The organism is Pseudomonas paraversuta, from assembly GCF_904063065.1.
Classification (GTDB): Bacteria; Pseudomonadota; Gammaproteobacteria; order Pseudomonadales; family Pseudomonadaceae; genus Aquipseudomonas; species Aquipseudomonas paraversuta.
This window is the reverse complement of the sequence record NZ_CAJFCL010000007.1, coordinates 220,815-233,864: the sequence shown is the minus strand read 5'-3', so window position 1 is coordinate 233,864 and position 13,050 is coordinate 220,815. Positions and strand designations below refer to the sequence as shown.

Sequence of the window (13,050 nt, the reverse complement as noted above, 5' to 3'; positions counted from 1 at the left end):
ATCCGGGCGAGCGCAATGCAGCTCATAGCGCCAGATAACTCAGGAGGCGGCTCAAAAAGCCCATGCCAATGACCACGATCACCACCACACCAAGGAGCAGCAAGGGCCTGAAAGGCCGGCGCTCAACCTGGTTTTGTGGCAGTTGCAGGTACTCTTCGACATGCTTTTGATCATCTGGGTTCAGGCGGCTGGACATAATTGTGGCCTCGTCAGATAGACGTTGCGGGAGGTGTAAAAGCTACAGCGGTGATTCAACCGGGATTAAAAGGAGCATAGCCGCTGGGCTGCAATGGCTCGACCCGCAGTTCGTCGTCTAGACGAATGATCCCGCTTTCGATTACCCGGGCCGTGATTCCGCCATGGCCACGCACTGCCTGGAAAGTGCCTGGGCCCAGCCGCTGCTCCAGTCGGGCACAGGGCTGGCACCAGCCGGTGGTCTCAAAAATGGCCTGGCCAATCCTGAAGCGCCTGCCTTTAAGGCTGAACAGATTGATCCCGCTGATCACCAGATTGCGTCGCAAATCCGGGGCCAACAGCGGCTGATCTTGCGGGCGCCCCATCAGCGAGTTGATGACGGCCAGATGCTCCCATTGAATCAACGTCACTTGCCGGGCATTGCGGGGCCCCGGGCGCGCATGATCGCCAGTCAGCCCGGCTTCGCGGCGGGCTTCCACGGCGTCGAGTTCCAGCATGTCTGCACGGGACTCGGGGCGTACGCCGATCCAGCGCACGCGGCCGGTTTGCGGTACCTCGGCAAGCAGTTCCTGCAGCGGGCTCACAGGCTGATCCCGACATCGAAAATAATGCTGCGCCCCAGGTTATTGCGTAAAAAGTCCGGCGCATCCGGTTGCGCGAACAACACCCGGGCAAAGGTAGGGCCCACCAGTGACAGCGAGCGCCAACCCATGCGCAAGTATTCGGTAGGGGGCGGGAAGTGGCTGTTAAGGTCCAGAACTTCGCGCTTGAGGCTGGAGAAGGCAATGATGTCCAATTGACTTAAATCGATATCGCGTTCGCGGTAGTTGGTAGCTTTTTTGTGCAGGGTAGGGCCCAGTCGTTGCAGTAGCTTGCTCGCCGGAATTCGTTTGGGTCGTGCCTCGCGACGTACCAGCTGGCTCAGCGAATAGGCGCTGCGGCGGCGCTGGAGCTCTTCACGCCATTCATCATTCAAGCGTCGGCCTTCATCAAGTACAAAGAACACTTCAAAGCGGGCCTCGCCAAACAATACATCCGGAGGTTCCTGGCTGGGCTGGGTGAAGTCTTCGGAGTGATACGGAATATTCAGGCCCTGGAGCAGGCGCTGGCAGACCCAACGCTCACGCTCCCACTTGCGGGCATTGGATAAAAAGGCATTGGCCTGTTCGGCCTGAATGGTGAGCAGGCGCAGATAATCAGAGTCGTCCATGGACGCAGCTTAGCCTTGAAACAGGTGTTCCTGAAAGTCTGCGGTGTAGACTCGTGTGCATCACCAACAGGGGCATCAAGCACGGAGGGTTGAGCGGTGTGCTTTAACAGGATGAGGACGCGAACATGATCAGTGCCGCAGTGTTGTCCACTGAAACGATGTTGACCGGCTGGATGCTCTATGTGCCCGTGGTGGTCTGGGCGATCTGGCGAGCGCCGTGGGTTGAGCTGTTTGCCGACCCGCGCCGCCAGCACTTGCTGTTCGGGACTGTATTCGGACTGTTCTTGCTGTGGCTGGTGCGACGTGATTTCGATACGGGTGTGTCGTATCACTTTATTGGCCTGACAGTGGTCACGTTACTGCTCGACTGGCCGCTGGCCGTTATCGGTGCGCTTATGGCGCAAGGAGGGCTGGTGCTGCTGGGGCGACAGGACCTGGCCGCGATGGGCGTCAATGGCATGCTGCTGATTGTGTTGCCCATTGCAGTGACGGAATGTTGCGCGCGACTGGTTGAGCGTGCGCAACCGCGTAATCCCTTCGTGTATATCTTTTGCTCAGGCTTCTTTGCGGCGGCGCTGGCGGCGTTGTTGTGTTTGCTGGCAGTGCTTGGCGTGTTGTGGCTGGACGGGATCTTCGTCATGGCGCAGTGGCTGGAAGACTTTATTGGCTATCTGTGGCTGATCATCTTTCCGGAAGCGTTCATCAACGGGATGCTGGTCACTGCACTGGTAGTGTTTTGTCCTGAATGGCTCGAGACCTTCAACCGTACCCGTTACCTGGCCGCCCCCTGGAAGGATGAAGACCCCAGGTGACGGTCAGGCGCTGGCCTGCCAGCGCTACAAAGGGCGCTGTAATCGCTGACGAGCCGGCTGGCGCAGGGGGAGTTAATGCAGGCGGTCTGGCAAGTCCTCGGAAAACAGGTCGTCCTCTGCATCCGGGCTTACCGGGATTTTGTGTTCTTCGCTGGCCCAGGCGCCCAAATCGATCAGTTTGCAGCGGTCCGAGCAGAATGGCCGGAACGCGTTGGTGGTTTTCCATTCCACGGCGGTGCCACAAGTCGGGCAGTCTACGGTCATAGGTTTGGTCATGGTTGGCCTCCACGCAAAGTTAAGTAAAAGTGATGCAGGCGCTCGACTTCAGTCTGGAGCGTCTTCAGGTCGCTATCGTTGACCAGGATGTCATCAGCGTGACTCAGGCGTTCTTCGCGGCTGGCTTGAGCCTTCAGAATGGCCTGTACTTGCTGTTCGCTGGTGTTGTCGCGCAATAACGTGCGCTCAATCTGCAAGGCTTGCGGGGCGTCGATCACCAGTACGCGCTGGGTGGTTGCGTACTGGCCGGACTCTATCAGCAGTGGCGAAACCAGAATGGCGTAGGGCGATTTTGCCTGGGCCAGGTTGAGCGCGATTTCTTCCCGAATCAATGGGTGCAGCAGGGCTTCGAGCCAGCGCCGAAGTTCAGGGTCGCTAAAGATCAGGCTGCGCAAGGCGCTGCGATCGAGCTGTCCATCGGCCTGCAGCACGGCATCGCCAAAGTGTTCGGCGATTTTCGCCAGCGCCGGGCGCCCGGGCTCAACCACCCAGCGTGCCGCATGGTCGGCGTCCACCACATGAACACCCAGGGCGGCGAAGTGCTCGGCAGCGGCGCTTTTACCACTGCCAATGCCGCCGGTCAGGCCGAGGATCCAGGGTCTGGAAGATGAGGTATTCATTTCAAACCGAAAGCTACCAATAGAAGGCGGTTATTTGACCACCCCAGAGCAATCCAATCCAGCCGGCAATTGCCAGATAGGGGGCAAAGGGAATCGGGGTGGAGGTTTTGGCCTGGCGTAATGCCAGCAGGCTCAGGCCTGCGATCGCACCCATCAGTGACGAGAGCACAATGGTCAAGGGTAATACTGCAATGCCGCCCCAGGCTCCGAGCATCGCCAGCAGCTTGAAGTCACCATAGCCCATGCCGTCCTTGCCGGTGAGCAGCTTGAAGATCCAGAAGATCGACCACAGGCTTGCATAGCCCAGCGCTGCGCCCCATACCGCTTGTGACAGGCTGGTAAAAGTATCGAAGCTGTTGAGCAGCAAGCCCATCCAGAGCAGGGGCAGCACCAGAACATCGGGCACGATCTGGTGCTCGGCATCGATCAGGCAAATAGCCAGCAGCCCCCAGGTCAGCACCAGCATCCAGCCCGCCTGCAGGCTCAGGCCGAAATGCCAGGCTATAAACGCCGACAATAATCCGCAAGCCAGTTCGGTCAGGGGGTAGCGCGGGCTGATAACGGTCCTGCACCGGGAGCACTTGCCACCCAGTAGCAGGTAGCTGAGCAGCGGAATCTTTTCCCACAGGCGCAACGGGTGCTGGCATTGCGGGCAGTGGGAGCGGGGCAGCATCAAGTTATACACAGGCACTTTTTCGGCTGCGGGCAACTCCAGCAATTCCCTGGCCTGTGCTCGCCAGTCCTGCTCGAGCATCCTGGGCAAGCGCCAGGCCAGGACATTGATAAAGCTGCCCACCAACAAGCCGAGGATCAGGGCGCAGACGATAAAAGCGTCGGGGTGGCGGGTGAAAAATTCAATCATGCTCAAATCACTTGGCCCAATTTGAAAATCGGTAAATACATGGCGATCACCAGTCCGCCAACCATGACGCCGAGTACCACCATGATTGCCGGCTCCATCAATGCTGTCAGGTTATCGACCAGAGTGTCGACCTGGCTCTCATAATAGGTGGCTACGTGGTTGAGCATCTCGTCCAGTGTGCCGGACTCTTCGCCAATTGCTGTCATCTGGATCACCATGCCCGGGAATACTCTGACATCGCCCATGGCAACATGGATCTGACTGCCTGTTGCCACCCGCTGCCTGAGTTGCAGTACCGCGTCTTTGAACAGGCTGTTGCCCGTGGCTCCGGCGACTGCGTGCAGCGCTTCAAGCAATGGAACTCCGGCGGCAACGGTGGTGGACAGCGTGCGGGCAAAACGGGCGATGGCCGAAAAATGCAGCAGGTTGCCCAGCACCGGGAGTTTCAACAGCCAGCGATCAAGGCGCTGACGCAACGCCGCGCAGTGTTTGTAGCGATAGCCCAGAGCCGCACACCCCAGGCCGGCCCCGGCGAGCAGCCACAGGCCGAACTGTTGCAGCGCCTGGGAGACAGCGATTACCCAGAGCGTGAAGAGTGGCAGTTGGGCGTCAAAAGAGTCGAACACGCGCTGGAACTGCGGCACCACTTCAATCAATAAAATTGCGCAGACCCCTGATGCCACCACCAGCACGGCTATGGGGTAGGTCATGGCCTTTTTGATTTTGTTTTTCAGAGTTTCGGTTTTTTCCTTGTACGTCGCGATCCGCTCCAGCAACACATCCAGTGCCCCGGCCTGCTCGCCAGCCTCGATCAGATTGCAGAACAATGCATCGAACTGTGCCGGCCTTTTTCGCAACGCACTTGCCAGGCTGATACCTGCATTGATGTCCTGCTGCAGATCATTCACCAGCTTGCCCATGGCCTGATGTTCCAGGCCGTTGGCAATTACCTCCAGCGCTTGCAGCAGCGGGATGCCGGCTCTGATCAGCGTGGCCAACTGGCGAGTGAAAAGTGTGATCTGTACGGCTTTGACGGGTTTGCCTGCGGGGGTGTCGCGGTCTGTATGCCGGCGAATTTTACTAACGGTAATACCTTGTCGGCGTAACCGGGCCCGGATCATTGCCTGGCTGTGGCCAGTGCTTTCACCACTGGCCGGAGCGCCTTGGCGATCAGTGCCTTGCCACCGATAAACACTGGTTTTATCTGCCTGTGCTGGCATTTTTTCCATCCCTGAATAGTTGATTGCTTTGTTGTGCTCCTGGCCTCAAAGGCTAGATGGCCCAAAGTCGGGACGGCCATTGGAGCGTTTCCACAGATGTCAGCCATGTAGTTGTGGAGCAACCGCCCGCTAACCTTGATAGCCTGTGCGCACTTTTTGGGCGGCTCAGTACTGCTTTGGCGTTTGGCCACAGGGCCGCGTCCCACTTTTGGAGATTTCATGTGAAACAACAAAAAGGCTTCACCCTGATCGAGTTGATGATTGTGGTTGCGATCATTGGCCTGATCGCCTCTTTTGCATTGCCGGCTTACAACGAACACACCATGAAGGCCCGTTTTGCCGAGGTGAACTCAATCAGCAACAGCTACAAGACCGCCGTCGCCCTGTGTTACAGCGAGAGTAATGATTTGACTGTCTGCGATGCGGGCAGCCACGGCATTCCAGGCCCGGCCGCAGCCACTGACAACCTGGCAGCGGGCATGACAGTGGTAGATGGCGTGATCAGCATGACCGGCACCCAGGCAGCGGGTGGCTGGACCAGCGTGATGACGCCTGCCTTGAACGGCAGCACACTGGTGTGGACCCAAACCGGCACCTGTCTGCAAAGCGGTGCCTGTAAATAGTCAGGGTTCTGCAGGAGCCAGGCCGGCTCCTGCAATGTGAGATGCCGGAAAAAATGCCAGCCAGGGGCAATCTGATCAAACCCTCTGCCGGGCGCAGATGATTGCCGCTCATGCAGTACGGCCAGGGCGACGGTGCGGGCATTGGGGTGTGCAACCCCTCTCCAGAACCCGCTGATCGACGGCCGACATTGAGGTCCGAAAATGGCGAGAATCAGCCATGACCCAGTGCTATTGTGCGCTCCATGAACACACACAACAGCCTTCTTGCGCCCAGCACCGCCGCCTGCGAAATCGCCCGGTTAAGCCGTGATGCGCGTTTTGACGGGGTGTTTTTTACGGCGGTGCTCAGCACCCGGATCTACTGCCGGCCGGTATGCCCGGCGCGCCCGCCAAAGCCCGAAAACGTGGTGTATTACCCCAGCGCGGCGGCTGCTCAGGCCCAGGGTTTCAGACCCTGTTTGCGCTGTCGGCCAGAACTGGCGCCGGGCAATCTGCTGTGGCTGCATGGCGAGCATCTGGTGTCCCGTGGTTTGAAGTTGATCAATGAAGGTTTCCTGGCCGATCACTCGCTGGAGATGCTGGCCGATCGTCTGGATATCGGTGCCCGGCAATTGCGGCGCCTGTTCGTCAAGCACCTGGGCGCCCCCCCGATAGCGGTACACGCGACTCAGCGTTTGCTGTTTGCCAAGCAGCTCCTGAGCGAAACACACCTGTCGATCACCGAAGTAGCCATGGCCTCCGGCTTTGGCAGCTTGCGGCGCTTCAATGCCGCGTTTGCCGAGGCCAATCATGCGCAGCCCAGAGACTTCAGGCGCAGCCCGAAAGCCCGGGCCGACAAGGCATTGGTGCTGCGTCTGGGCTATCGCCCGCCTTACGATTTCAGCGCGTTACTGGGCTTTGTGCAGACTCGGGCCCTGCCAGGCATCGAACAGGTGGACGCCCACAGTTATCAGCGGGTATTTGGTGCCGGCGATGCCCCCGGCTGGTTGCGGGTCAGTGCCTGGCCGGGTGAGCAGCATGCGCTGCAACTTGAACTGTTGAATGTGCCGCCGAGCCAGATGCTTGGTGTGGTCACCCGGATCCGGCGGATGTTTGATCTGGATGCCGATCCTCTGGCAATAGCTCAGACCTTGAGTAGCAGTGCGCTGCTGGCGCCGCTTGTCGAACGCTATCCGGGCCTGCGGTTGCCCGGTGGCTGGGATGGATTTGAAGTGGCGGTGCGGGCGGTACTGGGCCAGCAGGTCAGCGTGGCAGCTGCACGGACCCTGGCCAGCCGCATAGTGCACCGCTACGGCATTGCGATTGAGAGCCCGCCAGGGGCAGGGCTTGATCGTCTATTCCCGGGGCCCGAGCAACTGGCAGAGGCCGATCTGGGGCAGATGGGCATTACCCAGGCGCGGATAGACACAATCAAGGGTATCGCCCGCGCCCTGATCGAAGGCCGGGTGGATTTTGCCGTCGAGCAACCGTTGCACAGCTTTATCCAGCGCTGGGTACAGCTGCCGGGAATCGGCGAGTGGACCGCACATTACATCGCCATGCGGGTGCTCAAACACCCCGATGCATTCCCGGCGGCGGACCTGATACTGCGCCGCGAAGCCAATCCCCACGATACGCCGTTGAGTACCCGGGCCCTGCAAACCCTGGCCGAAAGCTGGCGTCCGTGGCGGGCCTATTCAGTAATGTATTTATGGCGTGCGGCCACTGACTCGGCCGCCGCCCGCAAGGAGTCAACATGACCCGGATTTACTACGATCAAATGCCGTCACCCATTGGCCCGCTGTTTCTGGTGGCCGATGACGAAGGGTTGCGCGAAGTGCGTTTTGAACTGGATCGTCGGCCCCATACGCCACTGGCGGGCTGGGTGCATTCAGCGCCAAAACTGGCTGAAGCGCGGCGTCAGCTCGAGGAGTATTTTTCGGGTACACGGCTGGTTTTCGATCTGTCGCTCAAGCCTGTGGGCACGGCGTTTCAACAGTCGGTTTGGGGGGCGCTGACCACCATTCCCTACGCGGCCACCACCAGCTACGGGCAGATCTCGCAACAAATTCTTCGGCCCAAGGCATCGCGGGCGGTGGGGGCGGCGAACGGGCGTAACCCGATCCCGATCATCATTCCGTGTCATCGCGTGATTGGCAGCAATGGCACGCTGACCGGCTTTGGCGGCGGCCTGGCGGCCAAGCAATGGCTACTGGAACATGAGGTGAAGTGTCAGGGCTTTGTATTGTCCTGACTGCAACCCTGAGGGAGCGAGCTTGCTCGCGACTCAGGCAACGTGCAGTTCCGGGCTGACTGCGCTGATGCCGTCGCGAGCAAGCTCGCTCCTGCAGGTGCGGGTTTTTTACAGGCTCAACCGCATCGACAGATCCACCGCTTTGACATCCTTGGTCATGGCGCCGATCGAGATGTAGTCAACGCCGGTTTCGGCGATCGGGCGCAAGGTGGCATGGTTGATGCCGCCACTGGCTTCCAGCTTGGCTTTGCCTGCATTCAGGCGCACCGCTTCACGCATGTCGTCCATGCTCAGTTCGTCGAGCATGATGATATCGGCCCCGGCTGCCAGCGCTTCCTTGAGTTCGGACAGGCTCTCGACTTCGATTTCCACCGGTTTTCCCGGAGCGATCTTGTGCGCGGCACTGATCGCCTGGGCAATGCCGCCGCAGGCCGCAATGTGGTTTTCCTTGATCAGGAATGCGTCGTACAGGCCTATGCGGTGGTTGTGGCAACCGCCGCAGGTCACCGCGTATTTTTGCGCCATGCGCAGGCCCGGCAGGGTTTTGCGTGTGTCCAGCAACTTGACCCCGGTATCCGCCACTTGATCGGCCAATGACTGGGCGTGGGTGGCTACCCCCGATAACAGTTGCAGAAAATTCAGCGCGCTACGTTCACCACTGAGCAGTGAGCGGGCCGGCCCTTCGAGGTGAAACAGCACTTGATTGGGGCTCACGCGCTCGCCGTCGACCACTTGCCAGTGCACTGCAACGCGTGGATCAAGCTGGCGAAATACACAGTCGACCCAGGCCGTACCACTGATGACAGCGGCTTCGCGGGTAATGATTGAGGCAGTGGCCAGACGTTCGGCCGGGATCAGCCGTGCAGTAATGTCGCCACTGCCAATGTCCTCGGCTAACGCACGGCGTACGTTGGCTTCGATTTCGGCGGTGAGGTCGGCCAGGCATAAATTCGGCATAACGGGCTCCACAAACAAAGTGCGCCGATTATAGGGCCATGCTGGCGGTGAACCCAAGGAGCGTGCGGGGTAACTGCCGGTTCTCTGCAACTGTGCGGCTTTTGGCACTTTCGGGATTAATTTGCCGGCGCACAGACTGAAATGCAGAGTCTGCTGGCACAAGCGACAGCTTTTACAAGATAATCCGCCTTCTATTTGGCGTCATGAGTTTGACGTCCAGCGCTGGAGGCCGGGATGCACATTGACGGGAAAGCGGGGGCTGACCACAGGTCCTCAATCGAGCTGGCGATTCACTCGCCTCTCGCCCGCCTGCCTGTGATCCTGTTGCAGGTCCATGACAAGGCCGCACAGCAGCTCAAGTCCCACTTGCAAGTACTGTTCGATAACGCCGATGCAACCCTGTTCGAAATGGCCGACAAGGCCCGCAGCGACGCAGAACAGAGCCTGTTTTTTGAAGCCATGCGCGATGTACGGCTCAAGCGCAAAAACATCGAGCGCAGTTTTCTCGAGCGGTTGCTCTACGCATTTATCAAGTTGACCCAACCCGCTGCCAGTGACTCCACGCTGTTGATGGCAACCCCCGCGCAGGGCGTGTTTTCGCTGTTGGGCAACGACCTTGAGCGCGCCCAGGTCATCAATGCCATGGTGGCGAAGGTGCTGGTACGCGATCAGTCGGCCCTGTGCCACTTGAGCACTCGCCTCAATACGTTGAGCCGGGTCGTGCTCAATGAGCAGAACAACCCGCTGGGGCCGGCCATGCTGTGCGAATACTTTTTGCAGGCCGAGCGTGATCAGGGCATCGAGATCAAGGTCAAGTTGATCATGCTGCAACTGTTTGAAAAGTATCTGCTCAGCCATACCGGGCAATTGTATGCCGATGCCAACCAGCTGCTGATCGCCACTGGCGCGCTGCCCGACCTGGTGTCCGCAACGTCCTGCTGCTCCGCACAACCGCCCGGGCACCCGCAGCAATCCCCTGAAACGGGTGAATATGCGGGCAACCTGGTGGAGTTGTTATTCGATTACATCCGCGGCGATCGCAACCTGTCGGCGCCGTTGCAAAACATCGTCGGCCAGTTACAGGCGCCGATGTTCAGAATTGCGCAGATGGATCAGAACTTTTTCAGCTGTGATAGCCACCCGGCGCGCCGTTTGCTCAATGCAATCGCCAGTGCTGCCATCGGTTGGGACTCCAGTGTCGATTGCCGTAGCCATCCGTTGCACCGGCAAATCAGTCACGTGGTTCAGCAACTGGCGAGTTACTCGGGGCACGATCCCGGTCTGCTCGAGTCCTGGTTGCACGACTTTTTGATGCTTACCCAGACCGAACATGACCGTGTTGAATTGCTTGAACAACATATCCGCGACAACGAACTGGCGACACATCGCCAGCTGCAGGCAATCAGGCCGTGGCTGGTGTCGTCATTGCCTCTGCCCGTCCTCGACGAACAGGACCATTTAGGGCTGCTGCTGGTCAGCCAGTTGCGAATCGGTACCTGGATCGACCAGCAGGACGATCAGGGTTCGCATCTGCGCTGCAAGCTGATCGCGATAGTCGAACCCGAGGGCAGGTATGTTTTTGTTAATCGCAGTGGCATCAAAACCCTGGAAAAAAACCGTTCCGAATTAATTCGCCAACTGCGTTGCGGCACGATATTGCTGCTCGACGACAGCCTGCTGTTCGACCGGGCACTGGCCTCGGTGATTGAGAGCCTGGGTCAATCCGCCGCGCAGTAATACGCGGCGTTACAGATTGCTCCCCATCGGCCTGCGCATCGCGGCATACTGGGCCTTTCGTTTTTCCCGTTGAAGGAGCCTGTATGCAGCTGGACCCCGCGAGCGGTTGGTGCCAAGGCGTATGCCATTGTCCGTCACCCAACTTCAATGCGCGCCCGAACGGCGAAGTCTCCTTGCTGGTTATCCACAACATCAGCCTGCCACCGGGGCAGTTCGCTACCGGCAAGGTTCAGGAATTTTTCCAGAATCGCCTGGATGTCACAGAACATCCCTACTTTGAAGGCATCAGTGAGTTACGGGTCAGCGCGCACTTTCTGATTGAACGTGACGGCAAAATCACTCAGTTTGTGTCTTGTCTGGATCGTGCCTGGCATGCAGGTGTCTCGAGCTTCGAGGGGCGTGAGACCTGCAATGACTTTTCGCTGGGGATCGAGCTTGAAGGCACCGACGACCTGCCGTTCAGCGATGCGCAGTATCAGGCGCTGATCGGGTTGACCCGGCAATTGCAAGCGGCTTTTCCCGCCATTACCCTGCACCGGATATGTGGCCACAGTGACGTGGCCCCCGGGCGCAAGACTGACCCTGGCCCGGCTTTTGACTGGGCGCGCTTTCGCGGCGCGTTGCAGCACACAGGAGAGATGCAATGAGTTTTGTGGTGTTACTGCTGGCGATACTGATCGAGAAACTCTCGGGTTTGCGTCAGCGTCTTCAGTGCGATGGCGGCTGGCTGCGCGAGCTGCACAAGCTGGAGTCCAGCCCCGGGCTCGGGCGCAGGCCATGGTGGGTACTGGCTATCCTGATTCTGTTCCCGGTGGCTGTATTGGGGCTGCTGCTATGGGTGCTGGAACCTGTGGCCTATGGCTTGCTGGTGCTGCCGGTGCATTTGCTGGTGGTGATTTACAGCTTGGGGCGAGGCGACTTGCTGGCCGGGCTCGGACCGTTCCGGGATGCCTGGCGCCGTGGTGACTTGCAGGCCTGCGCCCATGTTGCCGAGCGCGATCTGGGCGAAACCGCCGACAGTGGCGAGCAATTGCTGGAAAGGGTGCAGAGCCATTTGTTATGGCAGGCGTATCAAAGTTTCTTCGCCGTGATTTTCTGGTACTTCCTGCTGGGGCCGGTCGCCGCCTTGAGCTATCGCCTGCTGGCGCTGGCTGCCGAGCATGGCAACAACCCGGAACTGGTCGAGCGTGCACAGCAGCTGCGTCACGCTTTTGACTGGTTGCCGGTTCGGTTGCTGGGGGCAAGTTTTGCGCTGGTGGGCAACTTCGCGGCCGTCAGCCGGGTGATGTTGCATGAACTGCTGAGCTGGGACATCAGCGCCGAACAGTTGATCAACAAGGCTGGCTGTGCCGCCGCTGAAATCCCCGCCCCCCAGGCCGGCCCTGAAGGCGTCGCCAGCCTTGATACCCTGTGGGCGCTGCTGCTGCGGGCTGCCGTGCTGTGGTATGCAGGTTTTGCGGTATGGACATTGTTGCTCTGATGGCCATTTAAAACCCTTGCGAGCAGGCTCGCTCCTACACCGGCAGCGTCCAGCCAAACACTTCACAGGCATTGGCTGTTGAAGCCTTGGCCAGTTGCTCCGGGTGCAAGCCCATCACTTCGGCCAGTGCCCGGCAAATGTCCGGCAAATGTTCGGGGCTATTGCGCTGGTTGGGGTACATGGCCGGGGCCATGTCGGGGGAGTCGGTTTCCAGCACTATTGTGTCCGGTGCCAGGTCGGCAAGCACTTTGCGCAGGCGCAATGCCTGTGGCCAGGTCGCCGCACCGCCCAGGCCCAGCTTGAACCCCAGCTTCAGGTATTCACGCGCCTCTTCCCGGCTACCCGCAAACGCATGAATGATCCCGCCGCGCTGGAGCCGGAAACGCTTGAGCGTGGCGATCACTTGCGCATGGCTGCGGCGAACGTGGAGCAGGGCCGGGAGCTGGAAGTCCGACGCCAGCTTCAGCTGCGCTTCAAACAGCTGTTGTTGAGCGTCGCGGTCAAGTTCGGGAAGGAAGAAGTCGAGGCCGATTTCGCCTACGGCGCATAGCTGCGGATGCCCGGCAAGACGGTTCAGCCATTGACCCAGTTCAGTCACATGCTCAGGTCGATGCCGGTCGAGGTACACCGGATGCAAACCCAAGGCGGCATATAGCTGACTGTCTGTTTGCACCAGATCCCACAACCGCTGCCAGGTATTCTGCTCAACCCCCAGCACCACCATCTGCTCAACCCCCAGTGCTCTACTGCGTGCCAGCAACGGCAGGCGGTCGGCGTCAAAGTCCGGGAAATCGAGATGGGTGTGGCTGTCGATCAGTTGCATGC

Annotated in this window: 16 protein-coding genes; 7 read left to right on the top strand and 9 right to left on the bottom strand. The window is 59.5% G+C overall.

The features are described from left to right. Positions 1-22: 22 nt before the first annotated feature. The 3 genes from JQ845_RS16075 to JQ845_RS16065 are packed head-to-tail and all read right to left on the bottom strand — an operon-like array spanning position 23 to position 1,405. A complete protein-coding gene (locus tag JQ845_RS16075) occupies positions 23-196 on the bottom strand; it encodes a DUF3094 family protein (protein ID WP_003443851.1) in 174 nt (57 codons plus the stop codon). A 55-nt stretch (positions 197-251) separates the two neighbouring features. Continuing rightward, complete coding sequence (locus JQ845_RS16070) at positions 252-779, bottom strand: MOSC domain-containing protein (RefSeq protein WP_003443848.1); 528 nt, start codon at positions 777-779, stop codon at positions 252-254. Next, complete coding sequence (locus JQ845_RS16065; protein WP_127196777.1) at positions 776-1,405, bottom strand: DUF1780 domain-containing protein; 630 nt, start codon at positions 1,403-1,405, stop codon at positions 776-778. Before JQ845_RS16065 ends, JQ845_RS16070 begins: the two co-directional genes overlap by 4 nt. A gap of 125 nt (positions 1,406-1,530) precedes the next feature. On the opposite strand from JQ845_RS16065, the gene JQ845_RS16060 reads away from it, so the two are divergent. Further along, positions 1,531-2,217, top strand: coding sequence for an energy-coupling factor ABC transporter permease (locus JQ845_RS16060; protein WP_003443841.1), 687 nt, complete (start codon positions 1,531-1,533; stop codon positions 2,215-2,217). 72 nt (positions 2,218-2,289) lie between these two features. On the opposite strand, the gene yacG is transcribed toward JQ845_RS16060, so the two are convergent. The 4 genes from yacG to JQ845_RS16040 are packed head-to-tail and all read right to left on the bottom strand — an operon-like array spanning position 2,290 to position 5,195. Next, complete coding sequence (gene yacG, locus JQ845_RS16055; protein ID WP_003443840.1) at positions 2,290-2,493, bottom strand: DNA gyrase inhibitor YacG; 204 nt, start codon at positions 2,491-2,493, stop codon at positions 2,290-2,292. Then, entirely contained in the window at positions 2,490-3,113 is a 624-nt protein-coding gene (gene coaE / locus JQ845_RS16050; protein ID WP_003443839.1) for a dephospho-CoA kinase, read from the bottom strand. Before coaE ends, yacG begins: the two co-directional genes overlap by 4 nt. Before the next feature lie 13 nt (positions 3,114-3,126). Then, the gene (locus tag JQ845_RS16045; RefSeq protein WP_328823180.1) at positions 3,127-3,975 is read right to left on the bottom strand and encodes a prepilin peptidase; all 849 of its coding nucleotides are present in this window, start codon (positions 3,973-3,975) and stop codon (positions 3,127-3,129) included. A 2-nt stretch (positions 3,976-3,977) separates the two neighbouring features. Continuing rightward, positions 3,978-5,195 carry a type II secretion system F family protein gene (locus JQ845_RS16040; protein WP_203009251.1) on the bottom strand — a complete coding sequence of 406 codons (1,218 nt, stop codon included), beginning with the start codon at positions 5,193-5,195 and terminating at the stop codon, positions 3,978-3,980. 221 nt (positions 5,196-5,416) lie between these two features. Here JQ845_RS16040 and JQ845_RS16035 point away from each other — a divergent pair, with 221 nt between their 5' ends. The 3 genes from JQ845_RS16035 to JQ845_RS16025 all read left to right on the top strand — a co-directional run bounded on the left by JQ845_RS16035 (position 5,417) and on the right by JQ845_RS16025 (position 8,051). After that, the gene (locus JQ845_RS16035; RefSeq protein WP_003443834.1) at positions 5,417-5,818 is read left to right on the top strand and encodes a pilin; all 402 of its coding nucleotides are present in this window, start codon (positions 5,417-5,419) and stop codon (positions 5,816-5,818) included. A gap of 242 nt (positions 5,819-6,060) precedes the next feature. Beyond that, positions 6,061-7,557: a DNA-3-methyladenine glycosylase 2 gene (locus tag JQ845_RS16030; protein WP_127196780.1), complete on the top strand. Its 1,497-nt coding sequence runs from the start codon at positions 6,061-6,063 to the stop codon at positions 7,555-7,557. Beyond that, positions 7,554-8,051, top strand: a complete 498-nt coding sequence (locus JQ845_RS16025; protein ID WP_003443830.1) for a methylated-DNA--[protein]-cysteine S-methyltransferase — start codon at positions 7,554-7,556, stop codon at positions 8,049-8,051. Before JQ845_RS16030 ends, JQ845_RS16025 begins: the two co-directional genes overlap by 4 nt. 108 nt (positions 8,052-8,159) lie before the next feature. Here JQ845_RS16025 and nadC read toward each other — a convergent pair whose 3' ends face one another. Beyond that, the gene (nadC, locus tag JQ845_RS16020; protein ID WP_010655557.1) at positions 8,160-9,008 is read right to left on the bottom strand and encodes a carboxylating nicotinate-nucleotide diphosphorylase; all 849 of its coding nucleotides are present in this window, start codon (positions 9,006-9,008) and stop codon (positions 8,160-8,162) included. Between the two features lie 234 nt (positions 9,009-9,242). On the opposite strand from nadC, the gene JQ845_RS16015 reads away from it, so the two are divergent. From JQ845_RS16015 to ampE, 3 genes are all read left to right on the top strand, one after another. Then, positions 9,243-10,745 carry a DUF1631 family protein gene (locus JQ845_RS16015; RefSeq protein ID WP_161719081.1) on the top strand — a complete coding sequence of 501 codons (1,503 nt, stop codon included), beginning with the start codon at positions 9,243-9,245 and terminating at the stop codon, positions 10,743-10,745. Positions 10,746-10,828: 83 nt separating this feature from the next. Beyond that, a complete protein-coding gene (ampD, locus tag JQ845_RS16010) occupies positions 10,829-11,392 on the top strand; it encodes a 1,6-anhydro-N-acetylmuramyl-L-alanine amidase AmpD (RefSeq protein ID WP_161719079.1) in 564 nt (187 codons plus the stop codon). Next, on the top strand, positions 11,389-12,225 hold the full coding sequence (ampE, locus tag JQ845_RS16005) for a regulatory signaling modulator protein AmpE (protein ID WP_003443823.1): 837 nt from the start codon (positions 11,389-11,391) through the stop codon (positions 12,223-12,225). Before ampD ends, ampE begins: the two co-directional genes overlap by 4 nt. A 34-nt stretch (positions 12,226-12,259) precedes the next feature. On the opposite strand, the gene JQ845_RS16000 is transcribed toward ampE, so the two are convergent. Further along, complete coding sequence (locus tag JQ845_RS16000; RefSeq protein WP_003443820.1) at positions 12,260-13,048, bottom strand: TatD family hydrolase; 789 nt, start codon at positions 13,046-13,048, stop codon at positions 12,260-12,262. Positions 13,049-13,050: the final 2 nt, after the last annotated feature.